The organism is Vibrio sp. ZOR0018 (genome assembly GCF_963865925.1).
GTDB lineage: Bacteria > Pseudomonadota > Gammaproteobacteria > Enterobacterales > Vibrionaceae > Vibrio > Vibrio anguillarum.
This window is the reverse complement of sequence record NZ_CAWMCN010000044.1, coordinates 86,359-112,301: the sequence shown is the minus strand read 5'-3', so window position 1 is coordinate 112,301 and position 25,943 is coordinate 86,359. Positions and strand designations below refer to the sequence as shown.

The following is a 25,943-nucleotide window of genomic DNA, read 5'->3' as shown; positions in this document are numbered from 1 at the left end:
CTGCCCGAATTTTGTTCCATTAACGACTAAAGAGAACCCAGTAACATGGACTCCATGCTGCTCTATCTTATTGACTTATTTGGTACGGCTATCTTTGCCATTTCTGGCGTATTATTAGCTGGTCGATTAAAAATGGACCCGTTTGGCGTGGTCGTGCTTGCGAGCGTTACTGCAATTGGCGGTGGAACAATTCGTGATATGGCATTGGGTGCGACGCCAGTTTTCTGGATAAAAGACACCACTTACCTTTGGGTCATTTTCATCACTTGTTTACTCACCATGCTGCTGGTTCGCAGGCCTAAACGCGTTGCTTGGTGGATCTTACCCGTTTGTGATGCAATCGGTTTAGCGGTGTTTGTTGGCATTGGTGTTGAAAAGGCGATGAACTATCAAGACTCGGCCATGGTTGCGGTAATCATGGGCGTTATCACGGGCTGTGGCGGCGGTATTATTCGTGATGTACTGGCCCGTGAAATTCCAATGGTGCTGCGCAGCGAAGTCTATGCTACAGCTTGTATCATCGGCGGTCTGTTTCATACCACAGCACTAGCGATGGGCTACGATAGCTCAAGCGCCTTTCTGGCCGGAGTGGCCTCAACCTTGATCATTCGACTTGGCGCGATCCGCTGGCACTTATCACTGCCCACTTTTGCACTGAATAAATAAAGCCGATTTCATCAAAACCACAAACAGTAACATGTACAGACGCTATAGGTTATGGTCGTTTTGCGATAAGATGAGCCAATCTATTCCTCATCGTCATTAATTATGTTGCTAGAAGGTATCGAAACTTTGCTGGTGCTGAGCAAAGAAAAAACCATGGGGCGTACAGGCAGCCTACTCTACATTAGCCAGTCCGCCGTTAGTAAGCGGATTGCTAATTTAGAAAAAAGGGTCGGTAAAAAGCTGATTGAGCCTGATGGCCGACAGATTAAATTAACCACAGATGCACAGGCCTTGGTTGAAACTATTGGCCCAAGCTTTAGTGAGTTATGCGGTTTGATTTTCGATCAGCAATCTTTTACGGATGCCACACTGCTCAGGATAGACTGCTCAGAAACGTTAGTCGCTGGCTATATTAATACCACCATGGGGCAGTACCTCAAGCACGATAAGTTCATCACCATCACCACGAACCATACGCCGAGGATTGTTCAGCACGTTCAATCAGGCAAAGCGACATTAGGATTTTGCGCAGGCTACTTACCCGCTAATCATGGGCTAATGACGTTTCATCTGGTAGATGAACCCTTTTACATTGTCAGCCAAACACCCTTATCTTCGTTACCTAAACAGCTCGTTACCAATGATTTATCCAACCCAGCGAACGCCTATCAAGTCGATATATTGGCGAAACTCGCCATCACGCCACAGATGGAAATGGACTCGTATACGGCCGCAGCGCAATTGGCATTAGGAGGCATGACGCCTGCTTTAGTACCACTTTCAGTGATTAAAGCGCTGAACATTGAACCTCGCTATTACTTTGATTTTGATGAACTGCAACCTTTGGTTCGGCCTGTTCATCTCTGTCTGCGCAGCAATAGTTATCGCTCGCCAAGGGTCAAAAGATTGATAACAACCATTGCTGATGCTGTTGCCAAAGAAGTTTTATTGCCATCAACATCGACATCACAATAACTAATGGGCGGATCCATTTCTGCCCTTTAGTCACCACTATCTTTGCGCCCATTCTCGCCCCTAAAAAACCACCAACGGCCATCACCAGCCCTATCTTCCAAATCGGCAAACCAGCAATAACAAAAAAAAGCAGCGCAGCAATGTTTGAAGTGAAGTTGAGAACCTTGGTTCTTGCAGTCGCTTCAATCAACGAAAAATGACCTAACACGACAAAACAGACCGTAAAAATAGACCCGGTGCCCGGACCGAAAAAACCATCATAAAAGCCGATACCAAAACCGACCGTAAAAGCAAAAGCCGTTTCAGACAATGGAGCAGGCCCATTGTGGGTTTTCGTCGCGGGTGCAAGTAGAAAATAGAGTGAAATACCGATCAGCAACAGCGGGATTAAGCTGGTCAACAAACTGGCATCCATATGCTGCACAAGTTCAGCCCCACACGCAGCGCCGATAAAAGTACAAGCTATCGCCAACTTCATCTCTTTTAGGTTCACAATGCCATTGCGTACAAAATACCAAGTGGCGGAGAAACTGCCAAATGAGCTTTGCAGCTTATTGGTAGCCAGCGCTTGAGTCGGTGGCACGCCTACTGCCAGCAAAGCCGGCAAAGTAAGCAAACCGCCACCGCCAGCCATCGCATCAATGAACCCTGCAATCCCTGCAACCAAAAACAACAGGCCTAATACTTCCAGTGAAAGTTCCATTTCTTATCAACGCATTGAACAATAAAAACCAACAATAACACCACTTAAAAGGTGAAAATAGCGAAAGCCAAGACAACAACCCATTCCCATTTTTCATCAATTAAAAAGCTATCCTCTAAGCCAAATCTCTTCTTCATTGGTAAAACGATTCAATTCGGCCGAAAAAAAAGCCCGCTTAATTCAGCGGGCAATGAGGTTGTCATGTAGGTCTTAGACCTACTGATTTATTATTTTTTAACGCTTATGCTAAGTGTGCTTTCACTTGCGCGTGTAACTCTTGCACTGACGTAACTGATGACTTCGCATCGGCCGTATGAGACATACAGGTTGCAAAGGCAGCATTCAGTGTTGTGGTGTAGTTGACTTTTTGTGCTAATGCTCCACGACGAAGAACTTTAGAATCTTCAATCGCTTGACGCCCCTCGGCTGTATTAATGATGTAGGTGTATTCATTATTCTTAATACGGTCAAGAATATGAGGGCGACCTTCATGCACTTTATTCACCAAACGTGGGTTAATACCGGCTTCACCTAAAATTACAGCTGTACCGTGGGTAGCATCAAGCTGATAACCTAATTTCACCAGTTTCGACGCTAAATCAACCACACGCTGTTTATCACCTTCACGTACAGAGAGCAGAGCTCGGCCGCCTTCAGGATAAACATTACCGCAACCTAATTCCGCTTTTGCATAAGCTTCAGCAAACGTTGCACCCACACCCATCACTTCACCCGTTGAACGCATTTCAGGGCCAAGCAGTGGGTCAACACCAGGGAATTTATTAAATGGCAGAACCACTTCTTTCACTGAGTAGTAAGGAGGAATGATCTCTTTAGTAAAGCCTTGTGACTCTAGAGACTGCCCTGCCATCACGCGCGCGGCAATTTTGGCAAGCGGTGCGCCCGTTGCTTTTGACACAAACGGTACAGTACGAGCGGCACGAGGGTTAACTTCAATCAGGTACACTTGATTATCTTTAACCGCAAACTGCGTGTTCATCAAACCACGAACGCCTAATTCAAACGCCAGCTTCTCAACTTGTTCACGCATCACATCTTGGATTTCTTGGCTTAACGTGTAAGCCGGTAGAGAGCAAGCTGAGTCACCAGAATGAACACCCGCTTGTTCGATGTGCTCCATGATGCCGCCAATGACGACACGCTCACCATCACAAATCGCATCGATATCGACTTCAATTGCATCATCGAGGAAGCGATCAAGCAGTACTGGGGATTCGTTAGACACACTGACCGCTTCGTTAAAGTAACGACGCAGATCTTGTTCGTCATAGACGATTTCCATCGCGCGGCCACCAAGAACATAAGACGGGCGTACCACCAGCGGGAAGCCGATGTCTTTCGATTTTTCAATCGCCTGTTCCATTGTGGTCACTGTTGCGTTTTCTGGCTGCAGCAGACCTAAACGCTCAACCGCTTGTTGGAAACGCTCACGATCTTCGGCGCGGTCAATCGCATCTGGGCTAGTACCAATGATAGGCACTCCAGCGGCTTCAAGTGCACGAGCCAATTTCAGTGGTGTTTGACCACCGTATTGCACGATGACGCCTTTAGGTTTTTCAACACGAACAATCGCCAATACATCTTCGAGTGTCACTGGTTCAAAATAGAGGCGATCGGAAGTGTCATAGTCTGTTGAAACAGTTTCAGGGTTACAGTTAACCATGATGGTTTCATAACCATCTTCGCGTAGCGCGAGTGAGGCATGAACACAACAGTAATCAAACTCGATACCTTGACCAATACGGTTTGGACCACCGCCGAGCACCATGATTTTGTCTCTATCGGTCGGTTGTGCTTCACATTCGTCATCATAAGAGGAGTACATGTAAGCCGTATCAGACGAAAACTCCGCCGCGCAAGTATCGACACGCTTGTAAACCGGATGAATATTATATTGGTCACGCATACGACGAATTTCACTTTCAGCCACGCCAAGCAGTGAAGAGAGACGCGCATCCGCAAAACCTTTGCGCTTCATCTTGCGTAGAACATCCGCATTTAAGCCAGCAAAACCACCCGCTTTGACTTCTTGTTCCATTTTGACCAGTTCTTCGATTTGTACCAAGAACCAGCGATCAACGTTAGTCAGGTTAAAGACCCCATCCACAGACAAACCAGCGCGGAAAGCATCTGCGATATACCAAATACGCTCAGCACCCGCTTCTTTCAGCTCATGGCGAATTTTAGTCAGTGCATCTGGCGCGTCTAAATCAACCATTTCGTCTAGGCCGTTTACGCCAATTTCCAGCCCACGCAGTGCTTTTTGCAGCGATTCTTGTTGATTACGACCAATCGCCATCACTTCGCCCACCGACTTCATTTGCGTGGTTAAGCGATCGTTAGCACCGGCAAATTTTTCGAAGTTAAAGCGAGGGATTTTCGTCACAACATAATCAATAGTTGGCTCAAACGACGCTGGGGTTGCACCACCAGTAATGTCGTTCATTAACTCATCAAGTGTGAAACCTACCGCCAATTTGGCTGCAACTTTGGCAATAGGGAAGCCCGTCGCTTTCGATGCAAGAGCCGAAGAGCGAGAAACACGTGGGTTCATCTCGATGATCACCATGCGGCCATCTTTCGGGTTGATACCAAACTGTACGTTCGAACCACCCGTTTCCACACCGATTTCACGCAGTACGGCTAGCGATGCGTTACGCATGATCTGATATTCTTTGTCAGTTAGCGTTTGCGCAGGAGCTACCGTGATCGAGTCACCCGTGTGAATACCCATTGGGTCAAAGTTTTCAATCGCACAGACTATGATGCAGTTGTCCGCTTTATCGCGAACCACTTCCATTTCGTACTCTTTCCAACCGATGAGTGATTCATCAATCAACAACTCGTTGGTTGGCGAAAGATCAAGGCCACGGCGGCAAATCTCTTCAAACTCTTCTTTGTTGTAAGCTATACCGCCGCCGGTTCCACCCATGGTAAATGAAGGGCGAATAATGCAAGGGAAACCCACCATCTCTTGAACGCGGTAAGCTTCTTCCATCGTTTTTGCCGTATCAGCGCGAGGACAAGCTAAGCCGATTGACTTCATCGCTTTATCAAAGCGAGAACGATCTTCCGCTTTATCAATCGCATCAGCCGTTGCGCCAATCATCTCAACGCCAAACTCAGCCAGAACACCATGCTTTTCCAGTTCAAGTGCACAGTTCAATGCGGTTTGACCACCCATGGTCGGTAATACCGCGTCTGGGCGCTCTTTTTCGATGATTTTACGCACTACTTCCCAATGGATAGGCTCAATATAAGTCGCATCGGCCATCTCTGGGTCAGTCATGATAGTGGCAGGGTTCGAGTTGACCAAAATCACTCGGTAACCCTCTTCACGCAGGGCTTTACATGCTTGAGCGCCAGAGTAGTCAAACTCACAAGCCTGACCGATTACAATCGGGCCAGCACCTAGAATTAGAATACTTTTAATGTCAGTACGTTTTGGCATTGTCTACTACTCCGAATTACGCTGTGTGCTTTTTAATTAGTTCAATAAAATGGTCAAACAAAGGGGCGGCATCGTGCGGGCCAGGACTCGCTTCAGGGTGTCCCTGAAAGCTAAAGGCTGGTTTATCGGTGCGGTGAATTCCTTGTAGTGAACCATCAAATAGCGATTTGTGCGTTGCACGAAGTGTGACAGGCAGCGTTGCTTCATCAGCAGAAAAACCGTGGTTTTGTGCCGTAATCATCACCACATTACGATCCAAATCTTTCACTGGATGGTTCGCGCCATGGTGGCCAAATTTCATTTTTACTGTTTTCGCACCAGACGCCAATGCCAAAATTTGGTGTCCTAAACAGATACCAAAAATAGGCAGCCCTTTCTCCATGAACACTTTGGTTGCTTCAATCGCATAAGTACATGGTTCTGGGTCACCAGGGCCATTTGATAAAAAGACACCATCAGGTTCCAGCGCTAGAACTTCTTCAGCCGAGGTTTGTGCTGGTACCACAGTTAGGCGGCATCCTCGGTCAACCAACATACGGAGGATATTGCGCTTTGCACCGAAATCGTAGGCAACAACGTGATAGGGCAACTCGCTGTCATCTTTCGCTTCAGGAAGTCCACCTTCGAGCGTCCACGAACCTTGTTTCCATTGGTACGCTTCTTTTGTTGTAACTTCTTTCGCAAGATCCATTCCTTTTAAACCGGGGAACTCTTTGGCTTTTACCAACGCCAATGCTTCATCTAAATGGTCACCTGCCATAATGCAGCCATTCTGAGCTCCTTTTTCACGCAAAATGCGCGTTAGCTTGCGCGTGTCGATATCGGCAATGCCCACAATATTTTGTGATTTAAGGTAGTCAGAAAGGGAAAGTTCATTACGGAAGTTAGAAGCGATAAGAGGGAGATCGCGAATCACAAGGCCTTGTGCATGGATAGAAGAGGATTCTTCGTCTTCGGAATTGGTTCCGGTATTGCCTATGTGGGGGTAAGTAAGAGTAACGATTTGTTGAGAATAGGAAGGATCAGTGAGGATTTCTTGGTACCCCGTCATCGAGGTATTAAAGACTACTTCACCAACGGATATTCCATCAGCGCCAATGGATACACCGTGGAACACCGTCCCATCTTCTAGGACTAACAGTGCTGACTTACTCAAGACAACCTCCAGAATAAAAATGCAAAAAATATAAATTAAACTGCAAACCTGTCTTCCTTAAGGCCATAGAGTCGCGCCATAGGGTGATTTAGACAAATTGGCGGTATTCTAATGACCACCATGATTACTGTCAACATTTCATAATAAATTAAGGCAACATTTAAAGCGTTAGAGATAAAAAGCGAACCTAAGACAGTAAAAAAATAGGTTTGATGAGTAAAAAAATGAGAATGGAGGAATTAGAATCAGCAAACTGAAACTCTTTGATGCATTTTAAACAATCAACGATAAACAAAATCACGCAAACGTTAATCAAGCAGAGAATAAGTACAATTTCAGAGATCTAAAACAAAAATAAAGCAATACCAACTAAAAATACAACAAAAGTAAGTCAGTAAAGTGAAAATAAAGAGAGATAATTAAATCGGTAAAAAGAGGTGTAACAAAGATGCGCCAGCAAACACTGACGCATAATTATGTAATCAAAGATCGTTCAAACCTAACACGTCAGTCATGCTATAAAAACCCGCAGGTTTATCAGCAAGCCAAACCGCCGCTCTCACTGCACCATTGGCAAAAGTCATACGATCCGTCGCTTTATGGGTGATTTCTACACGTTCACCGATATCAGCGAACATCGCGGTATGCTCACCCACGATATCGCCAGCACGAATCGTAGCAAAACCAATCTCATTTTTAGTACGTTCACCGGTAATACCTTCTCGCGCATAGACGGCAACGTCACTCAGTTGGTTACCCATAGCATTAGCAATCGCCTCTCCCATGCCAATTGCGGTTCCTGACGGAGCATCCACTTTATGACGATGGTGGGCTTCAATGATCTCAATATCACAGTAATCACCCATCACTTTAGCCGCTTTTTCAAGCAATTTGAAAACAAGGTTAACCCCAACGCTGTAGTTAGGAGCCATGACAATCGCAATCTGTTGTGCGGCAGCATTGATTTGTGCTCTTTCTGCTTCAGAAAAGCCCGTTGTGCCAATCACTAGCTTCTTACCGTGTTTTTTACATAACTCAATATTGGCTAAGGTGCTCACAGGAGCTGTAAAATCAATGATGACATCGAAGTTATCTACGGCATTCTCTAGGTTATCCACCAACGCGATATCAAATCGCCCTTCACCGCATAACTCACCGATATCAACACCAACCAACGAGGACTCAGGACGCTCTGAGCCCGCACCCACTCGAGCATGGTTATTTTGATAAGTGGCTTTCACCAAATTGCGGCCCATTCGACCCGCCGCTCCTGCAATCGCAATTCTCACCATTGCGTTATTCTCCATTGTGACGACATCAGCTTAAGCTTGCATCGTTTCTCTTCGTTCAAGGTGTTTCTGTAAACTATCAACATTTGCTTGTGGTGGCTAGCGACTTAGGCAAACTCTTTCATGACGCGCTCGACAATGGGCGTATTGGCTTCAGGAAATGAATAGTTTGCCAACTCAGAAACCGCTACCCATTCTCCTTGCTGCCCTTCTTTACCATACGGCTGATGATCAAATTGTGTCACGCAAATAAAATCAAAAGTTAAGGACTTGTCTGAATAGTCAAACTCAAGGTATTGGTAAGGAGATTGCTCAGTAATATGAATACCAATCTCTTCATCTAGCTCGCGGCAAATAGCTTGTTCAATCGTTTCTCCCGCTTCAACTTTGCCGCCAGGGAACTCCCAAAAACCGCCTTTGTGAAGATGATCTGGTCGTTTGGTAATGTAAATTTCTGATTTATCGCTATTGAAGATAATAGCCGCAACAATATGAACACGTTTCATAAAGACTCCGATTCGCCGACTTCCCAACCTAGAAAATAAAGATGAGAAATATTGAGTTAAAAAAAGAGTCGCCTAAGCGACTCTTGGGGTGATGATTCAAGGGATCAGTTGATCTGTCCGTGGCACTGTTTGTACTTTTTACCGCTACCACAAGGGCAAGGCTCATTACGACCAACTTTGCGCTCTTCACGAACCATAGGCTGGTGTCCTTGATCTTCAGAAGCTTCATCTGCAACCGAACTATCGGCACTTTGGTGCTGGAACTGTTGGCGACGCGCGGCTTCTTCCGCCTGTGCTTGACGCTGTGCTTCCATACGTTCAACTTCTTCTTGCTGCTGTACGCGCACCTTCGACAAGATAGTAATCACATCGGTTTTTAAAGAATTCAGTAGTTCTTCAAACAGCTCAAACGACTCACGCTTGTACTCTTGTTTTGGGTTTTTCTGCGCGTAACCACGTAGGTGGATGCCTTGGCGCAAATGATCCATCGCCGCTAGATGCTCTTTCCACAAGGTATCCAGAGTTTGTAGCATGACCGATTTTTCAAAATTACGCAGAACAGAAGCCCCAACCGCTTTCTCTTTTTCACGATACACACTAACCGCTTGTTCAAGAATACGTTCGCGCAGCGCTTCTTCGTACAATTTATCATCAGCATCTAGCCATTGCTGTAATGGCAGCTCTAAATCAAAATCGTTTTTCAAACGATCTTCCAATCCTTTAACATCCCACATGTCCTCAAGTGATTGTGGCGGTATGTATTCGTCAATAACGGAAGTCAGAACATCTTGACGATTCTGCTCAATCATTTCGCTGATATCGTCTGCTTCCATGAGCTCATCACGCAGCTCATAAACTACTTTACGTTGATCGTTAGCAACATCATCGTATTCAAGAAGCTGTTTACGAATATCAAAGTTACGTCCTTCGACTTTACGTTGCGCTTTTTCAATCGAGCGAGAAAGCATCTTACTTTCGATCGCTTCACCTTCATCCATACCACTTTGGATAAGGCTTGCCATACGATCTGAGGTGAAGATACGCAGCAGTGAATCTTCCATCGATAGATAAAAACGTGAAGAACCCGCATCCCCTTGACGACCAGAACGACCACGTAACTGGTTATCGATACGACGAGATTCGTGGCGTTCAGTACCAATAATGTGCAGACCACCAGCGGCTAACACTTGGTTATGAACCTCTTTCCACTTCGCTTTGATCTCATCGATCTGCTCTTGTGTTGGATTCTCTAGCTGCTCAATTTGTGCCTGCCAGCTGCCGCCCAATACAATATCAGTACCACGACCTGCCATGTTAGTCGCAATCGTCACCGCGCCCGGAATACCCGCTTGCGCTACAATTTCTGCTTCTTTTTCATGGAATTTCGCGTTAAGCACGTTATGTTTCACTTTAGCTTGCTTCAACGCATTAGAAAGTAGTTCAGATTTCTCAATCGAAACCGTACCGACTAGCGTTGGTTGACCTTTTGCAACACGCGCTTTGATGTCTTCAATGATCGCCGCAAATTTTTCAGCTTCAGTGCGATACACCACATCAGGCATATCATCACGAACCATAGGTTTATTGGTTGGGATCACCACGGTTTCCAAACCGTAAATCGATTGGAATTCGAACGCTTCGGTATCGGCAGTGCCCGTCATACCAGAAAGTTTTTCGTATAAACGGAAATAGTTTTGGAAGGTGATCGACGCAAGAGTCTGGTTCTCGTTTTGGATTTTAACACCTTCTTTCGCCTCGACAGCTTGGTGTAAACCTTCAGACCAACGACGACCTGGCATGGTACGGCCAGTGTGCTCATCAACGATGACCACTTCGCCCTCTTCTGTCACGATGTAATCAACGTTTTTCTCAAATAACACATGCGCACGCAATGCGGCATTGACGTGGTGAAGTAAGCTAATATTCGTGGGTGAATAAAGAGTATCGCCCTCTTCCATCAAACCATTTTTCACCATTAACTCTTCAACAAATTCTTGACCCGTTTCAGTCAAATGAACTTGTTTTGATTTTTCGTCAACCGTGTAGTGACCATCACCACGATACTCTTCAGAATCTTCTTTATCTTGCTTTTGCAGAAGTGGAATGAGGGTATTAATGCGGATGTACAACTCAGAACTATCTTCTGCAGGACCCGAGATAATCAACGGCGTTCGCGCTTCATCAATAAGAATCGAGTCCACTTCATCGACTACGGCAAAGAAACGTTCACGCTGTACACGATCTTCTTTACGGAAAGCCATGTTGTCGCGTAAGTAATCGAAACCAAACTCGTTATTGGTTCCGTAAAGAATGTCGGCTTGATAAGAAAGTTTTTTCTCTTGTGGTGGCATATTGGGTACGTTAATACCGACCGTCATGCCTAAAAACTCAAACAGTGGGCGGTTTGTTTCTGCGTCACGTTTAGCAAGATAATCGTTGACAGTAACAATGTGCACGCCTTTGCCAGGCAAGGCATTGAGATACGCAGGTAAAGTCGCGGTTAACGTTTTACCTTCACCAGTGCGCATTTCTGCGATTTGACCCGCGTTGAGAACCATACCGCCGATCAACTGTACGTCGAAGTGACGCATACCATATACGCGCTTGGACGCTTCACGCACGGTGGCAAATGCTTCAGGAAGTAATTGGTCTAAGGTTTCACCTTGCTCTAAACGTTGACGAAACTCAACCGTTTTGGCTTTTAATTCTTCATCAGTTAGTGCTTCAAAAGTAGGCTCGTAGCTGTTGATCTCTTTGACAATTTTTTTAAGGCGGCGCAGCGTTCTGTCATTGCGACTGCCAATAACCTTTGTCAGTAGCTTAGTTATCATGTGTCAGGAATCTCTCTTTATTAGATCGTTTTCGATCTACTCTTAATGCCGTCAGTCTCTACCAGTTTTGAACTAAGGATACTGAGATAAATCATGTATCACAGATATTGTGACGGTGAGGTTTATTTTCAAGGTATTAAATAATTATGTAACGCATAGTGTAAGGAATTTTTGCGGCAACAACCAATAGCAAAACTATTTGTTTGAAGCACACTTAATATTTTTACGCTTTTTGAGCACTGTTTAAGCAATAAAATGGATTTATTACTATACGCATCATAGGCACCACAATAGAATTGAATGGCAACTTAAGAGGGAGACACCATGCGCGATCACCGTCCCACGTTAACGAAAGAGCTGATCAGCGATTCATCTCTGAAAAAAATACAGCAACATGCCACCGAGATCCTCGCTTTAAATAAAGTGCTCAATAAGTTGCTTCCTAAAGGTACGGCCGATCATGTCCGAGCCGCTAATGTGCGCGGTGGTCACTTAATCGTTGAAGTGGCCAGTGCATCAATAAAAATGAAGCTTGATTATGACCGATTACACATTTTGAATCAGTTACGCAACCAAGGATTTGCCAAATTGATCAGCATTGAGCTCAAGATAAACCCAACGCTCTATCGTAATCGTGGTATGAAAGAAGAAAAAGAAACGGTCGCTCGCCCACCACTATCTGAAAATACGGCCCAAGCATTACTGATGGTGGCGAGTAGCGCTTCCCCTAAAGTCAAAAAACGTTTGGAAAATTTAGCGAAATTGGCTAGGCCCAAATAAGCGTCATCAATGAATTAGTACAAATAAAAAGGCCAGACAGTTGTCTGGCCTTTTTATTTAAAAATTGCGATTAAGCGAGAACCATATTTGGTTCAGCAAACGCCACTGGAGAGCCAACTTCTTCTTCAAAAGTAGCCCATTCCCACGCCTCTTGGTCGGCTAAGACCGCACGCAGTAGCTGGTTATTTAAACCATGGCCTGATTTATAAGCACGGAACTCACCCACAATGGAATGACCACACATGTACAAGTCACCAATGGCATCCAATACTTTATGAGTGACAAACTCATTGGCAAAACGCAAACCTTCTTCATTAAGAATACGGTATTCATCTAATACGATGGCGCAATCAAAGCTACCACCTAAACAGAGGTTTTGCGATTGTAGGTACTCAATGTCACGCATGAAACCAAAAGTACGAGCTCTTGAAATTTCTTTGACGAAACCTTGCGAGGAAAAATCAAACACCATGCGTTGTTCATCAGAATCGATAGCAGGATGTTGAAAGTCAATCTCAAAATCCATACGAAAACCGTTATGGGGTACAAGTTCCGCCCACTTATCACCATCTTCAAATCGAACTGGTTTCTTAATTCGAATAAAACGTTTTGGTGTATTCAGCGTTTGAATGCCCGCTTGTTGTAGCAAGTAAACAAATGGGCTAGCACTACCATCCATAATAGGAATTTCAGGTGCGTCAACTTCGATGATAACGTTGTCGATTCCCATGCCCGCTAATGCTGCATTTAAGTGCTCAACAGTAGAGATACGAATACCTTCATCGTTGACCAGAGCAGTACATAGCATGGTATCGCGAACAGATTCAGGGTCCGCAGGGAAGTCTACTGGAGGATTGACATCAGTACGGCGGTAAATGATCCCAGTGTTTGCAGCAGCAGGGCGAAGCGTTAATGTGACTTTACGACCAGAGTGTAAGCCCACCCCAGTTGTTTTCACTATTTCTTTCAGAGTTCGTTGTCTGATCATCTACTTGCCTCTATGTCAGTGCGACAAAACACGGTCGGTAAAGCACCGACCGCGAATGCTACCATAATTTTGAACAGTGTCAAATTATGTCTAATTGTTAATCAGCCTGACGACGTAAAAATGCTGGGATATCAAGATATCCATTTTCCTTATCTGCTTTCGGTGCCGTATTTTGGCTTGCACCGGAAGAAGATGAAACAGTTGACGACGATGCTGATTGCGGTTTCACTTCTGCTCTTTCTTGCAAAGGCTGTGCCGTTTTTTCTTCGATTTTCGCTGCTTGCTGAACCATTTGTGGTTGAACTGCTGGTGCGACTTTGGCTTTACCGCCTGCAACTAAAGTAATGTCTGGCTTTTTCTCATTGCCAATACCCGTTGCAACGACAGTCACGCGAATTTCGTCTGCCATATCAGGATCTAACGAAGTACCGATGACAACTGTCGCATTGTCAGAAGCAAACGCCTTAACAGTATTGCCGACGGTTTCAAATTCGTCTAGTCGCATATCCAAACCAGCAGTAATATTGACCAACACGCCACGAGCACCTGCAAGATCAATATCTTCCAAAAGAGGGCTAGAAATTGCCATCTCTGCCGCTTCTTCAGCACGATCTTCGCCGCGAGCCACTCCACTACCCATCATCGCGTGGCCCATTTCTGACATCACAGTACGTACGTCAGCAAAGTCCACGTTAATCATGCCTGGGCGTGTAATTAGCTCTGCAATACCTTGCACTGCATTTTTAAGTACATCATTCGCACTCGCAAATGCTTCAAGTAAGGTAATACCACGACCTAACACTTTCAGTAGTTTTTCATTAGGAATGGTAATCAAAGAGTCAACGTGTTTTGACAACTCTTCAATACCTTGCTCAGCAAATGCCAAACGTTTTTTTCCTTCAAAACTGAAAGGTTTCGTGACAACCGCTACGGTTAAGATACCCAGTTCTTTGGCAACTTCTGCAATAACAGGAGCAGCACCTGTACCTGTACCACCGCCCATACCAGCTGCGATAAACACCATATCGGCACCCATCAGAACTTCTTTAATTCTTTCTCTGTCTTCTAGAGCTGCATCACGTCCAACTTGCGGGTTTGCACCAGCACCCAAACCTTTAGTGATATCACCACCAATTTGAATGACGCTACTTACGCTTGTTTTACGAAGTGCTTGCGCATCGGTATTGACACTGATGAATTCCACGCCTTCGATGGACTCACGCACCATGTGTTCAACAGCGTTACCGCCACCCCCACCAACTCCAACGACTTTAATTACAGCATCGTCAGACATTTCCATCATCGGTTCAAACATGTGTTATCTCCGTTTTCCCTGCAACTCAGGTTAAAACTCTTTTTGTATCCAGTTACGCAAACGACCAATTAAGCTCGACATGGATTGGCGTTTCGGTTCGCTGTATTCCGTGTCGTCATTAATTTGGCTCTCTTTCGCATAATGAAGTAAACCAACCGCCGTAGAATGATACGGCTCTTTTACATAATCTGTAAGGCCACTCACCTCTAAAGGCTTGCCTACGCGAACTTGATTGCGGAAAACGCGTTCCGCACACTCAACCAAACCTTCAATTTGCGCAGCGCCGCCAGTTAAAACAACACCAGCCGCTAAATGGTGTTTAATACCATTTTTGCGCAATTTGTCTTGGACAGTATCTATAGTTTGGTTAACTAATCCCATTAATTCAGTGTAGCGAGGTTCAATCACTTCCGACAAGGTTTGTCTTTGCAAACTTCGCGAAGGTCTTCCTCCTACACTTGGGACGTTAACGGTATCATCCTTGCTTACCAATTCACTCAGCGCACAGCCATATTTTACTTTAATCTCTTCAGCATCACTGACTGGTGTGCCAAACGCAAAAGCAATATCACTGGTTACTGCGTTTCCTGCATAAGAAAACACTTCAGTATGTCGTAACGCACCACCGGTCCAGATAGCAACATCCATAGTGCCTGCGCCTATATCAATTACGCACACACCTAACTCTCGCTCATCTTCCGTAATAACTGCATTACTTGCCGCTAAACCAGAGTAAACCAGTTGTTCAACTTTTAAACCACAGCGTTCTACCGCTTTGATAATATTTCTCGCCATATCATTATGACAAGAAATAAGATGCACGCTCACTTCCATGCGCACACCTGATAAACCAAGCGGGTTTTTAATTCCCTCTTGGTAATCAATCGTAAATTCTTGAGGAATGACGTGCAATATTCTTTGCTCTTCCCCAATTTTTATTGATTTGGCGGTATGAATCGCTCGATCCATATCTTCTTGAGAAACTTCTTCATCTGAAATAGTTCCCATGCCTTTTTCAATACGGCTCGCAATATGTCGCCCAGATAGAGAGAGAAACACATTACTAATTTGGCATTCCGCCATTAATTCTGCTTGGTCAACCGCTCTTTGGACAGACTTAACGACCGATTCAAGATCGTTAACTCCCCCTTTATCCATCCCACGGGATGGGCTCGTACCAGCGCCAATAATATTAATTTGACCGTCAGGCAGTATTTCACCGACTAAAGCTGACACGGTGGCTGTGCCTATATCAAGACCAACAATAATGTTGTCATCAGCGGTCTTAGTCATTTTTACTCTCTTGTGCTTCTTGTTCAGGAAACCAACCTACTGCGGCTCCTGTATCATATCTAAGATCGATATAGCTAACTTGTTCAGCTTTATTACCTAAATTCTTATACAGCGAAATAAAACGTGCAACTCGCTCATCTAGTGATTCTTTACCTAACTCTAAGCGGATGCCATTATCTAAAATTATTTGCCACGCTCGACGATCGTTGAGTAACAGTGACGATATATTTAAGTTTAATGATTGAAACTTAGGGTTCGTTTTATTCCAAACATCCAGTACTTCGTGACTGGTTCCTTGCGGGCCATAAAGTTTCACTCTATCGCCGTTCAATTGACCAATATCACCATTAAATACCGTGCCATATCCGTCTAACAAAGCGTTGCCATTCCAAATCGCTACCGCTCTATACTCTGTCAGAAACACTTTTATTGTGTCAGGCCATTGTTTACGAATCGATGCATGGGCCACCCACGGGATGACCTGTACACTCGATTGAAGTACGTTAATATCTTGCGACATGAAAGTACCGATATGATCCAACTGAGCAAAAGCGCGCTGCACATCTAGCGAAGATACGTATTGCAAGTCACCTTGTAGAACAATTTTTGAAAGCGGTAGCCTCTGTTCGTCCCACATCCAACTGAGTGTTGAATAAATGAGTGAACTTATCAGCAACAACACCACAAATAAAAAAATAGCGCCAGCGGCGTGATCTTTTATGAGTGGCGAACGGGACACAGCTCGGCTTTCATCGAACACATTCATTAACAAAGCCTGATGTTCCTGTTTCTAAATCGCAATCGCATGCCCTATTTGGTTCACAATAGAGGTAAAAGCACTGACTTTAACCTCCGGATTATACTGAGGTCGCTGAAAGTATCAAACATTGAAAGTAATAAATCTGGACTGGATACCATGTTATTCAATATTGATACACAAATAAGCCATTTAAATTAAACCTGTTGCATTTTACTGATATTCAGTTCGAGTCCCGCTAAATGTTTCGCTACCTTGCCGATATCCCCAGCACCTTGCGTCAGAACGAGGTCACCATCTTGTAATACATTAGCCAGAATCGAAGGCAGTATGGTGCTGTCGGGAACAAAAATAGGATCAATTTTACCGCGACTGCGTATCGTTCGGCACAACGATCGACCATCGGCTCCCGAAATCGGCTTTTCTCCTGCGGCATAGACATCGAGCATGATCAGCACATCGACTTGCTCCAGTACATTGGCAAAATCATCATACAGATCGCGAGTTCGACTGTAGCGATGGGGTTGGAAAATCATCACTAGCCGTTTTTCTTGCCAACCACTACGCGCCGCCTTAATAGTCACGCCCACCTCGGTCGGATGATGACCATAATCATCAACGAGCATCGCAACCCCATTGCCCGTATCAAACTCGCCCAGATGATCAAAACGACGTCCCGTACCTTGGGTGCTAGCCATCGCTTTTAAAATCGCTTCATCGCTGATGTCGTCTTCCGTTGCCACTGCAATAGCCGCGGAGGCATTAAGCGCATTATGACGACCTGGAATATTAAGCGTGATATCCAGATTGGCTCGTCCCTGTCTGACGACCGTAAACTGGCCTTGTTGCCCCTGCTGATGGTAATTCTCAATCCTGACATCTGCATCATCGGCAAAACCGTAGGTGATCACTTGACGGCTGATACGTGGAATGATTTCACGCACAACAGGATCATCAATACATAATATCACCTGACCATAAAATGGCAGGTTGTGTAGGAAATCGATGAAGGTCTGTTTGAGCGTTTCAAAATCACCGCCATACGTATCCATGTGATCAGCTTCGATGTTGGTCACGATACTAACCATAGGCTGAAGATGAAGGAATGAAGCATCACTTTCGTCAGCTTCAGCAATCAAAATCCGACTTGAACCCAAACGCGCATTGGTGCCAGCGCTTTTGACTAACCCGCCATTAACAAACGTGGGATCTAAACCAGCCTCAGAATAAATTTGCGTAACCAATGCCGTAGTCGTTGTTTTACCATGCGTACCAGCCACCGCAATGCCATGACGAAAACGCATTAATTCCGCCAACATTTCTGCACGACGAACAATAGGAATGCGTCGCTCACGCGCCGCTTTCAGTTCAGGATTTAGCTCATCGATTGCAGTAGAGACTACCACCACGCTGGCGAGTTCAATATTAGTGGCTTGATGACCGATATAAATGATAGCCCCTTTACTTGCCAATCTTTCAGTCACAGGGTTGGAAGCAAGATCAGAGCCGGTAATTTGGTAGCCTTCATTGAGCAATACTTCTGCAATTCCGCTCATTCCCGCCCCACCAATACCGACAAAGTGAATACACTTGACGCGGCGCATCTCTGGCACCATGGCGCGGATTTGAGCTAAATCTTGAGTATGTTTAATGGTCATGAAAAATTTCTCGTTATTGGGTAAGTGCGATGATAGCGTCGGCAACGACTTTATCAGCATCCAGTTGTGCGGCTGCACGCGCTTGTTGCGCCATCAACAGCAGATCATGACGCTCAAGAGAAGCAATCTCTTGCGCTAGTTTTTCTACTGTGAGCTGCGGCTGTTCAATCATTTTGGCCGCACCACAAGCGACTAAGTGATCCGCGTTAAGCGCTTGCTGTCGGTCTTTATGCATAAAAGGAATAAATATAGCGCCAACACCGGCCGCAGCCACTTCAGAAACCGTTAATGCTCCCGAGCGACACACCAGTAAATCAGCCCACGCATAAGCGCCAGCCACATCCTCAATGAACTCGGTAACGTGTGCATTTTTGATCTGAAGCGCGCGATAAGCTTGCTCAACCGACTGCTGATTATTCTTGCCTGCTTGATGGCAAACTTGGTAATTATCGCCAAGCACAGCTAGTACGTCAGGCAAAGTTCGGTTGAGAATCTGCGCACCTTGGCTGCCGCCCATCACGAGAATGCGGATCGGTTCATTTCGCTCAGCAAAGCGTACTTGCGGTGCGGGTAATGTAGCGACATCTTGACGTACAGGGTTACCTACGACTTGCGCCTCAGTAAAGGCTCCGGGGAAGGCTTGAAATACGCGTTTGGCAATTTTCGAAAGCCAACGGTTGGTTAACCCTGCTACGGCATTTTGCTCGTGAAGCACAACGGGAATTCCCATAGACCACGCTGCCACGCCACCGGGGCCACTGACGTATCCGCCCATGCCGAGCACCGCATCAGGTTGCCACTGCTTCAAATAACGACGCGCTTGAAAAATCGCGTTCACAATTTGAAAAGGCGCTTTCAGCAAACGCCCTATGCCTTGGCCACGTAAACCTTTGACCTGAATAAAGTCGATCTCAATACCATGTTTAGGCACTAATTCTGCTTCCATCCGATCCGCAGTCCCTAGCCAGCGGATCTGCCAACCTTGTTGTTGGAGCTGTTTAGCCACAGCGAGACCGGGAAAAACATGTCCCCCCGTGCCACCAGCCATAACCATTAAACGTTTATTGTTTATCATTGGATTCTTTTTCTATAGACACTCGATTGCGATCTTTGAGTCGACACTCATGATCAATTCTCAATAAGATCGACACCGCAACCGACATAATAATTAAGCTTGAACCGCCGTAACTGATCAAGGGCAGCGTTAGGCCCTTAGTCGGCACCATACCCGCTGCAGCACCCACATTGACGAGCGTTTGGAATGCAAACCAAATTCCAATACCAAAGGCCAAATAGCCACCAAATTGCTGATCATGCTCAAAGGCTTTTTTACCGATAAACACCGCTTTAAGCACCAGACTAAAAATCAGCAGTAGAACCAGTACAACGCCAACAAAACCGAGCTCTTCAGCCAGCACTGCAAATACGAAATCAGTGTGTGCTTCAGGTAAGTACTCTAGCTTTTGAATCGAGTTACCCAGCCCTTGACCAAACCACTCTCCACGACCAAAGGCCATCAAAGATTGAGTCAATTGATAACCGCTGCCAAACGGGTCTTCCCACGGGTCAAGAAATGAAGTCACACGGCGAATACGGTAAGGCTCTGCCGCAATCAGTGCGATTACCGCAACAATTCCAGCCACCATGAGCGCAATAAATTGTGACAGTTTGGCCCCAGCAATAAACAGCATACCAAACAGAGTCACCAGCATCACAACCACGGTTCCCAAATCTGGCTGACCAAGTAGCAAGATAGCCAAGGTTCCAAACACCATAATCGGTTTCATGAAACCACCAAAAAAGGTTTGCCTCACTTCATCTTGTTTACGAACTAAGTAACCAGCCATGAAAATAAACAGTGACAGTTTCGCGACCTCCGCAGGTTGCAGGTTAAATAACCCCAAAGGGATCCAACGCGAGGCACCATTGACCGATTTGCCCGCGAGCAAAACCACAATCAGCAGCATAAAAGAGACGCCAAGTAGCACCGAGCTGTATTGCATCCAACGTTTCATTGGCACTTGCAACACCACACTCGATGTCACGATAGCCAACATCAAGAAAATGGCGTGACGAAACATAAAGTGAAACGGTTGATCCGTTAAACGCGAACTGATAGGAAACGAAGCCGATGTCACCATCACAAGCCCAGTCAGCATCAAACCTAAAGCAATCCATACCAATTGACGATCAAACAAGGCTTCAGGCGCTTGGCTCTGAAACCATTGACGAGTCATTTTGATGAGGCTTGAAAAGGACAAAATGCAATTTCCTGTTGATTAAGCGTAACGCTGCGCAAGCTCGGCAAAGGCGTCACCTCTGGCCATAAAGTTTTTAAACTGATCAAAACTGGCACAAGCAGGCGAAAGCATCACCATATCACCACGACGCAGCTGCGGTTTGATCGATACGATAATCTCTTCCATCGATGAATAGAACTGAGCCGATGGATGCAGTGGCATGAATTGCCCACCGTCAACGCCAAAACAGCACAGTTTTACGTTCAATGTTTTTAGTATCGGTGCTAATGGCGAGAAATCAGCGCCCTTGCCAACGCCCCCCACAAGCAGATACAAAGTCCCTTGGCAATTTAACCCCGACAACGCCGCTTGAGTGCTTGCGACATTGGTCGCTTTCGAGTCATTGACCCATTTTACGCCGTGATTATCAGCAACAACCTGACAACGATGTGTCAGCCCGCGGTAAGATTTCAATGCATCAAGCGCAGATGAGTAATCAACACCCGCTAAATCGAGCAGTGCGAGCACAGTGAGCACGTTAGCACTATTGTGTCGTCCCACTAAGCTGAGTTCCTCGCTTGCCAACAATGGCGTGCCTTTCGCCACTAAGAACGATTTGCCATCAATCATTTGCGTGCAATAGTCCGCGTCATGTTCAACGGAAAAACGTGCGATATGACCTGAAAATGAGGGAGGTTCCGTCTGGCTATCATCGGCGTTCACGACCGCCGCTTGCGCATACTTAAAAATGCGCAATTTAGCTTGGCGATACGATTCCATACCATCGTAGCGATCCATATGATCTTCAGTCAGATTGAGAAAGGCAGCAGAGACGAGTTTTAAACTTGAGGTCGTTTCCAGCTGGAAGCTTGAGAGCTCCAGCACATAAAGATCGGCCTCTTGCTGAAGTAGATCTAAAGCAGGCACACCAATATTGCCGCCAACGGCAACCTTAAGCCCAGCAGCTTTAGCAAGTACTCCGGTTAAATCCGTCACTGTGCTCTTGCCGTTGGCTCCTGTGATAGCGATAACAGGCTTATCCACCTGCCAAGCAAAGAGCTCAATATCGCCCACCACGGGAATATGTTGTGCTAACGCCTGTTGAATCTCTGGCGTAGCTAAAGCAATGCCCGGATTAGTAACAATCAGGTCAGCGTCAAATAACCAAGCTTGGTTCCAGCCGCCACAATGTAGCTCAACTTGCGAGTTTAAATGCTCTCGACCTGGCGGGTTTTCCCGCGTGTCGATCACCTTAATCGTGAGCGAGCGATCTAAGCTCAAAAGGTAGTTAACCACCGAGAGGCCCGTCATACCTAGCCCCACGACCACCACATTATTAACAGTTTGCCAACGATCCATCTTCATTCCATTCAACACCGTTTTGCTCTATCACTAGCGCACTTTTAGTGTAGCCAAACCCACTAACACCAACACAATTGAGATAATCCAAAAACGGACGATCACGCGTGGTTCTGGCCAACCTTTCAATTCATAGTGGTGATGGATAGGGGCCATCCGGAAAATGCGTTGACCACGCAATTTGTAGGAACCGACTTGTAAAATCACCGACAAGGTTTCCATCACAAACACGCCGCCCATGATCACTAACACAAACTCTTGACGAACCAACACCGCAATTGTACCGAGTGCACCGCCTAGAGCGAGTGAACCCACATCGCCCATAAAGACTTGCGCAGGATAAGTGTTGAACCACAGAAAACCTAAACCGGCCCCCACAATTGCAGTACACACCACCACCAACTCTGAGGCATAAGGAACATAAGGAATATGCAGATAACTGGCGAAATTGACGTTCCCAGTTGCCCATGCAATCACAGCAAAACCAGCAGCAACCAAAACAGTCGGCATGATGGCTAAACCATCCAGACCATCGGTTAAATTCACCGCGTTACTGGTTCCGACGATGACAAAATAGGTCAGCACAATGTAGAGCAAGCCCAGTTGCGGCATCACATCTTTAAAGAAAGGCACCACAAGCTGAGTAGCTGCGGTATCGTTGCCATGTGCATAGAGAGCAAACGCCACTATCAACGCAATGGCCGACTGCCAAAAGTATTTCCAGCGCGCGATCAATCCATCACTGTTTTTACGCACCACTTTGCGATAATCATCCACAAAACCGACGACGCCATAACCAAGCAGCACCGCGAGTACAGCCCACACGTAAGGGTTTGAGAGATCTGTCCACAGCAGTACGGTAGTAATGATAGAGGCGAGGATCATAACACCGCCCATGGTTGGCGTACCGCGCTTACTAAAATGTGATTCTGGACCATCGTTACGCACCACTTGACCAATTTGCAGTAGTTGCAAACGTTTAATCAAACGCGGCCCCATCCATAACGACAGAGCAAGTGCGGTTAAAATACTGACGATGGCCCGAAATGAGAGATATTCGAACAGACGAAAAAAAGAGAAGTATGGCTGGAGTAGATCCGCGAGCCAAATAATCATGAGTATTTCTCCTTGAGAGCAGCCACAATTTTACTCATACCCGCACTGTTTGCACCTTTGACAAGTAAGGTATGAGACTCTTGATCGAATTGTGATAATTGCTGCTCGATATAAGCAATCATGTCCGCATGGCTTTCAAAATGAAGGCCATGGCATAGGTCACTGATCACTTTTGCATCGCGACCGTAAGTAAGGACATAGTCAAACTGGAATGGTGCAGCATGTTCACCGACTTGACGATGAAGTGCAAGGCTTTCATCGCCCAACTCAGCCATATTACCTAAAATTAACCAACGCCTTGCAGAGAAAGTGTTAAGTAGATCAACCGCCGCTTTCATCGCTGGAACACTGGCATTGTAACTGTCATCAATCAGTTTCACAGTCGAGCTCAATTGGGTGACATCAACACGCCCTTTCACCTGAGCTAGATGCGCAAGTCCGTACTGCACCTCTTCAAGATTCGCCCCCAACTCAATGGCTAATGCCGCCGCCGCCAACGCATTGGAAACGTTATGTTCACCCACAATATTGAGCCCAATATCAATATGACCGACGGGTGTGATCATTTCAAACTGGGCTTCACCTTGTTCATTAAGCCTAATACCACGGGCGTAAAAATCTGCCATTTGACGGCTAGAAAAGGTTTTAACGGTTTTGTCCGCTAAAATAGCGCTCCACCGCTCACCACCGTGGCTTTCTAAATTAATAATGGCTGTCGAACCTGAAGCAAGGCCTTGATAAATTTCACCTTTCGCCTGTTTTACGCCCTCAATTGAGCCAAAACCTTCCAGATGCGCCGCGGCAACATTGTTCACCAATGCGACATCCGGCTTCACTAAAGAGGTGGTATAAGCAATTTCACCAATATGGTTCGCCCCTAACTCAATCACCGCATACGCATCATTAAGACCAGAGCGAAGCAGAGTGAGCGGCACGCCGATATCATTATTAAAATTGCCAGCAGTAAAGAGCACGCGGCCTTTGGCTGATAAAATATTTGCCACCATCTCTTTGACTGTGGTTTTACCGCAACTGCCTGTGATCGCAGCGGTCGGTGTTTGACACTGTTGATGAACCCAAGCGCCAAGCAGGCCTAACGCCTGTTTGGTGTCGGTGACCACCAGTTGAGGAACCGAAACCGCCAAAGGGCGCTGAACCAATAACGCCTTTGCACCAGACGCAACCGCTTGTGCAGCAAACTCATGAGCATCAAATTTATCCCCGACCAAGGCAACAAAGAGCGCACCGGGTTTAATTTGACGAGTGTCGGTCGAGACCTCAGACACGGTGACATCACAACCAACCAATTGTGCCTGCAAAACGTGCGTCAATTGCTGTAAAGAGACTTCTATCATGCACTTATCTCCAGTAAGGTTTGCGCCGTTTCGCGATCCGAATAGTGAATAGTTTGATGGGCCATCACTTGATAATCTTCATGCCCTTTGCCTGCCAATAAAATGATGTCTTGCTGATCAGCATGTTGCAGGGCGTATTGCACGGCAGCGTAACGATTGTGTTCAACGTGTGCGCGACTTGCAAACTCAAGCCCTGCCACCATATCTTGCACAATGTCTGCCGGTTTTTCGCTACGAGGGTTATCGTCGGTCAAAATGACCTTATCGGCGCAGCGCTCTGCAATTTCGGCCATCATCGGGCGTTTGCCTTTATCACGGTCGCCACCACAACCAAAAATCGCCCATAGCTGACCTTGGCAATGAACGCGAAGTGCTAATAGTGCTTTTTCCAAAGCATCAGGCGTGTGTGCATAATCGACGACGATCTTCGCACGATTTGGCGCTTGAAAGAGCTCCATTCGCCCTAAGACTGGCTGCAGTTGAGAGGCCGTTGTCATCAAGGCTTGTTTATCAAAACCTAAAGTCAGCATAGTGGCAAACGCGAGTAGAAGATTGCTGGCGTTAAATTCGCCAATCAACGGCACGCTCAATTCACCTTGACCATAGTAGCCGTCGAAGGTTAATGAAATACCATTATCACTGTAAGAGACCGAGCTCGCCCACAGCGCTTTAGCGCATTGCGGTTGCTGCTTTAAAGAGACGGCAATCGGTGCTTTCAGCTGTGCTAACCAACTCGCACCCACCGCATCGTCGGCATTAATGACAGCGTGTTGGCAGTGATGAGCGGTAAATAAGGAGAGCTTTGCTTTGGCGTACTCTTCCATGGTGCCATGATAATCGAGATGATCGCGGCTTAAGTTAGAAAACACGCCCACAGCGAACTTCAATGCTTGAACTCGCCCTTGAACTAATCCGTGCGAAGAGACTTCCAGAGCGGTATAGCGAGCGCCCTGTTGCGCTAATTGATAGAGTGTTTCTTGGACCTCAAGGGCATTACCTGTGGTATTGGCGGCAGGCTGTAAATGGTTGAGAAAACCATTCCCCGTAGTACCCAGCACCGCCGCTTTCTCGCCTAACAAGTCAATCCACTGCGCGATTAATTGAGTAATGGTGGTTTTACCGTTGGTTCCCGTAACCCCAATCAACGTACTGGTCTTCGAGCGGTAAAGCCGCGATGCCAGTTGAGATAGATGTTGGTTTAGATCAGCAAGGTAAATCACTAACACGCCATTGACCGTAGTCATACTGCCATGCGGATGCTGCTCACACGCTTGAGCCAATACCAGATTCGCCCCAGCTTGAGTGGCGCTATCAATAAACTGCCTTCCGTCGATGGTATGGCCGACCACTGCAATAAAGGTATCATTGGGTGATATTTTACGGCTATCGAGCACTAAACGAGTCACCGACAACGTTGAAATAGAATGGCCATCGAGGTCAAGCCAAGGGGCGATGAGATCTTGTAAACACATACTCGGCGTCAT

General features: G+C 46.1%; 20 protein-coding genes. 3 read left to right on the top strand and 17 right to left on the bottom strand.

What is annotated here, in order from left to right; translation table 11 throughout:
• Nucleotides 1-45: 45 nt before the first annotated feature.
• Both AACR75_RS01685 and AACR75_RS01680 read left to right on the top strand, forming a co-directional pair.
• Nucleotides 46-666: a TRIC cation channel family protein gene (locus AACR75_RS01685; protein WP_013856095.1), complete on the top strand. Its 621-nt coding sequence runs from the start codon at nucleotides 46-48 to the stop codon at nucleotides 664-666.
• Nucleotides 667-768: 102 nt separating this feature from the next.
• Nucleotides 769-1,641, top strand: coding sequence for a LysR family transcriptional regulator (locus tag AACR75_RS01680; protein WP_047691571.1), 873 nt, complete (start codon nucleotides 769-771; stop codon nucleotides 1,639-1,641).
• On the opposite strand, the gene AACR75_RS01675 is transcribed toward AACR75_RS01680, so the two are convergent.
• From AACR75_RS01675 to secA, 6 genes are all read right to left on the bottom strand, one after another.
• Nucleotides 1,565-2,344 (bottom strand): TSUP family transporter, encoded by a 780-nt coding sequence (locus tag AACR75_RS01675; protein ID WP_017047462.1) that lies wholly within the window; start codon nucleotides 2,342-2,344, stop codon nucleotides 1,565-1,567. The genes AACR75_RS01680 and AACR75_RS01675 overlap by 77 nt on opposite strands.
• A 241-nt stretch (nucleotides 2,345-2,585) precedes the next feature.
• The gene (gene carB, locus AACR75_RS01670; RefSeq protein WP_010317985.1) at nucleotides 2,586-5,816 is read right to left on the bottom strand and encodes a carbamoyl-phosphate synthase large subunit; all 3,231 of its coding nucleotides are present in this window, start codon (nucleotides 5,814-5,816) and stop codon (nucleotides 2,586-2,588) included.
• A gap of 16 nt (nucleotides 5,817-5,832) precedes the next feature.
• On the bottom strand, nucleotides 5,833-6,972 hold the full coding sequence (carA, locus tag AACR75_RS01665; RefSeq protein ID WP_047691569.1) for a glutamine-hydrolyzing carbamoyl-phosphate synthase small subunit: 1,140 nt from the start codon (nucleotides 6,970-6,972) through the stop codon (nucleotides 5,833-5,835).
• Nucleotides 6,973-7,454: 482 nt separating this feature from the next.
• Nucleotides 7,455-8,264, bottom strand: a complete 810-nt coding sequence (gene dapB / locus AACR75_RS01660; protein ID WP_026027267.1) for a 4-hydroxy-tetrahydrodipicolinate reductase — start codon at nucleotides 8,262-8,264, stop codon at nucleotides 7,455-7,457.
• A 104-nt stretch (nucleotides 8,265-8,368) separates the two neighbouring features.
• On the bottom strand, nucleotides 8,369-8,767 hold the full coding sequence (gene mutT / locus AACR75_RS01655) for an 8-oxo-dGTP diphosphatase MutT (RefSeq protein WP_010317990.1): 399 nt from the start codon (nucleotides 8,765-8,767) through the stop codon (nucleotides 8,369-8,371).
• A 104-nt stretch (nucleotides 8,768-8,871) separates the two neighbouring features.
• On the bottom strand, nucleotides 8,872-11,598 hold the full coding sequence (gene secA, locus AACR75_RS01650) for a preprotein translocase subunit SecA (RefSeq protein ID WP_013856087.1): 2,727 nt from the start codon (nucleotides 11,596-11,598) through the stop codon (nucleotides 8,872-8,874).
• 324 nt (nucleotides 11,599-11,922) lie between these two features.
• On the opposite strand from secA, the gene AACR75_RS01645 reads away from it, so the two are divergent.
• Nucleotides 11,923-12,378 carry a DUF721 domain-containing protein gene (locus AACR75_RS01645; protein WP_047691567.1) on the top strand — a complete coding sequence of 152 codons (456 nt, stop codon included), beginning with the start codon at nucleotides 11,923-11,925 and terminating at the stop codon, nucleotides 12,376-12,378.
• 70 nt (nucleotides 12,379-12,448) lie between these two features.
• Here AACR75_RS01645 and lpxC read toward each other — a convergent pair whose 3' ends face one another.
• From lpxC to murE, 11 genes are all read right to left on the bottom strand, one after another.
• The gene (lpxC, locus tag AACR75_RS01640) at nucleotides 12,449-13,366 is read right to left on the bottom strand and encodes a UDP-3-O-acyl-N-acetylglucosamine deacetylase (RefSeq protein ID WP_010317993.1); all 918 of its coding nucleotides are present in this window, start codon (nucleotides 13,364-13,366) and stop codon (nucleotides 12,449-12,451) included.
• Between the two features lie 97 nt (nucleotides 13,367-13,463).
• On the bottom strand, nucleotides 13,464-14,681 hold the full coding sequence (gene ftsZ / locus AACR75_RS01635; protein WP_017042647.1) for a cell division protein FtsZ: 1,218 nt from the start codon (nucleotides 14,679-14,681) through the stop codon (nucleotides 13,464-13,466).
• 30 nt (nucleotides 14,682-14,711) lie between these two features.
• A complete protein-coding gene (gene ftsA / locus AACR75_RS01630) occupies nucleotides 14,712-15,974 on the bottom strand; it encodes a cell division protein FtsA (protein WP_010317995.1) in 1,263 nt (420 codons plus the stop codon).
• Nucleotides 15,967-16,740, bottom strand: coding sequence for a cell division protein FtsQ/DivIB (locus AACR75_RS01625; protein ID WP_088718004.1), 774 nt, complete (start codon nucleotides 16,738-16,740; stop codon nucleotides 15,967-15,969). The genes ftsA and AACR75_RS01625 overlap by 8 nt, the downstream gene beginning before the upstream one ends.
• Nucleotides 16,741-16,928: 188 nt before the next feature.
• Entirely contained in the window at nucleotides 16,929-18,389 is a 1,461-nt protein-coding gene (murC, locus tag AACR75_RS01620; protein WP_047691564.1) for a UDP-N-acetylmuramate--L-alanine ligase, read from the bottom strand.
• Between the two features lie 13 nt (nucleotides 18,390-18,402).
• Nucleotides 18,403-19,464 (bottom strand): undecaprenyldiphospho-muramoylpentapeptide beta-N-acetylglucosaminyltransferase, encoded by a 1,062-nt coding sequence (gene murG, locus AACR75_RS01615; protein WP_017050453.1) that lies wholly within the window; start codon nucleotides 19,462-19,464, stop codon nucleotides 18,403-18,405.
• Nucleotides 19,451-20,626: a cell division protein FtsW gene (ftsW, locus tag AACR75_RS01610; RefSeq protein WP_038148764.1), complete on the bottom strand. Its 1,176-nt coding sequence runs from the start codon at nucleotides 20,624-20,626 to the stop codon at nucleotides 19,451-19,453. Before ftsW ends, murG begins: the two co-directional genes overlap by 14 nt.
• A gap of 42 nt (nucleotides 20,627-20,668) precedes the next feature.
• A complete protein-coding gene (murD, locus tag AACR75_RS01605) occupies nucleotides 20,669-22,006 on the bottom strand; it encodes a UDP-N-acetylmuramoyl-L-alanine--D-glutamate ligase (RefSeq protein ID WP_094125313.1) in 1,338 nt (445 codons plus the stop codon).
• Nucleotides 22,007-22,021: 15 nt separating this feature from the next.
• The gene (gene mraY, locus AACR75_RS01600; RefSeq protein WP_013856079.1) at nucleotides 22,022-23,104 is read right to left on the bottom strand and encodes a phospho-N-acetylmuramoyl-pentapeptide-transferase; all 1,083 of its coding nucleotides are present in this window, start codon (nucleotides 23,102-23,104) and stop codon (nucleotides 22,022-22,024) included.
• Complete coding sequence (locus AACR75_RS01595; protein WP_047691559.1) at nucleotides 23,101-24,459, bottom strand: UDP-N-acetylmuramoyl-tripeptide--D-alanyl-D-alanine ligase; 1,359 nt, start codon at nucleotides 24,457-24,459, stop codon at nucleotides 23,101-23,103. Before AACR75_RS01595 ends, mraY begins: the two co-directional genes overlap by 4 nt.
• Nucleotides 24,456-25,943, bottom strand: a complete 1,488-nt coding sequence (gene murE / locus AACR75_RS01590; protein WP_047691557.1) for a UDP-N-acetylmuramoyl-L-alanyl-D-glutamate--2,6-diaminopimelate ligase — start codon at nucleotides 25,941-25,943, stop codon at nucleotides 24,456-24,458. The genes AACR75_RS01595 and murE overlap by 4 nt, the downstream gene beginning before the upstream one ends.

What these genes read in the sequence shown, in the direction of transcription:
- secA (WP_013856087.1), bottom strand. Translation starts at nt 11,598, where the DNA reads ATGATAACTAAGCTACTGACAAAGGTTATTGGCAGTCGCAATGACAGA.
- murC (WP_047691564.1), bottom strand. Translation starts at nt 18,389, where the DNA reads ATGACCATTAAACATACTCAAGATTTAGCTCAAATCCGCGCCATGGTG.
- ftsW (WP_038148764.1), bottom strand. Translation starts at nt 20,626, where the DNA reads ATGACTCGTCAATGGTTTCAGAGCCAAGCGCCTGAAGCCTTGTTTGAT.
- ftsA (WP_010317995.1), bottom strand. Translation starts at nt 15,974, where the DNA reads ATGACTAAGACCGCTGATGACAACATTATTGTTGGTCTTGATATAGGC.
- AACR75_RS01675 (WP_017047462.1), bottom strand. Translation starts at nt 2,344, where the DNA reads ATGGAACTTTCACTGGAAGTATTAGGCCTGTTGTTTTTGGTTGCAGGG.
- ftsZ (WP_017042647.1), bottom strand. Translation starts at nt 14,681, where the DNA reads ATGTTTGAACCGATGATGGAAATGTCTGACGATGCTGTAATTAAAGTC.
- AACR75_RS01625 (WP_088718004.1), bottom strand. Translation starts at nt 16,740, where the DNA reads ATGAATGTGTTCGATGAAAGCCGAGCTGTGTCCCGTTCGCCACTCATA.
- mutT (WP_010317990.1), bottom strand. Translation starts at nt 8,767, where the DNA reads ATGAAACGTGTTCATATTGTTGCGGCTATTATCTTCAATAGCGATAAA.
- AACR75_RS01595 (WP_047691559.1), bottom strand. Translation starts at nt 24,459, where the DNA reads ATGATAGAAGTCTCTTTACAGCAATTGACGCACGTTTTGCAGGCACAA.
- lpxC (WP_010317993.1), bottom strand. Translation starts at nt 13,366, where the DNA reads ATGATCAGACAACGAACTCTGAAAGAAATAGTGAAAACAACTGGGGTG.
- murG (WP_017050453.1), bottom strand. Translation starts at nt 19,464, where the DNA reads ATGATAAACAATAAACGTTTAATGGTTATGGCTGGTGGCACGGGGGGA.
- AACR75_RS01685 (WP_013856095.1), top strand. Translation starts at nt 46, where the DNA reads ATGGACTCCATGCTGCTCTATCTTATTGACTTATTTGGTACGGCTATC.
- mraY (WP_013856079.1), bottom strand. Translation starts at nt 23,104, where the DNA reads ATGATTATTTGGCTCGCGGATCTACTCCAGCCATACTTCTCTTTTTTT.
- AACR75_RS01645 (WP_047691567.1), top strand. Translation starts at nt 11,923, where the DNA reads ATGCGCGATCACCGTCCCACGTTAACGAAAGAGCTGATCAGCGATTCA.
- murE (WP_047691557.1), bottom strand. Translation starts at nt 25,943, where the DNA reads ATGACGCCGAGTATGTGTTTACAAGATCTCATCGCCCCTTGGCTTGAC.
- carB (WP_010317985.1), bottom strand. Translation starts at nt 5,816, where the DNA reads ATGCCAAAACGTACTGACATTAAAAGTATTCTAATTCTAGGTGCTGGC.
- AACR75_RS01680 (WP_047691571.1), top strand. Translation starts at nt 769, where the DNA reads ATGTTGCTAGAAGGTATCGAAACTTTGCTGGTGCTGAGCAAAGAAAAA.
- dapB (WP_026027267.1), bottom strand. Translation starts at nt 8,264, where the DNA reads ATGGTGAGAATTGCGATTGCAGGAGCGGCGGGTCGAATGGGCCGCAAT.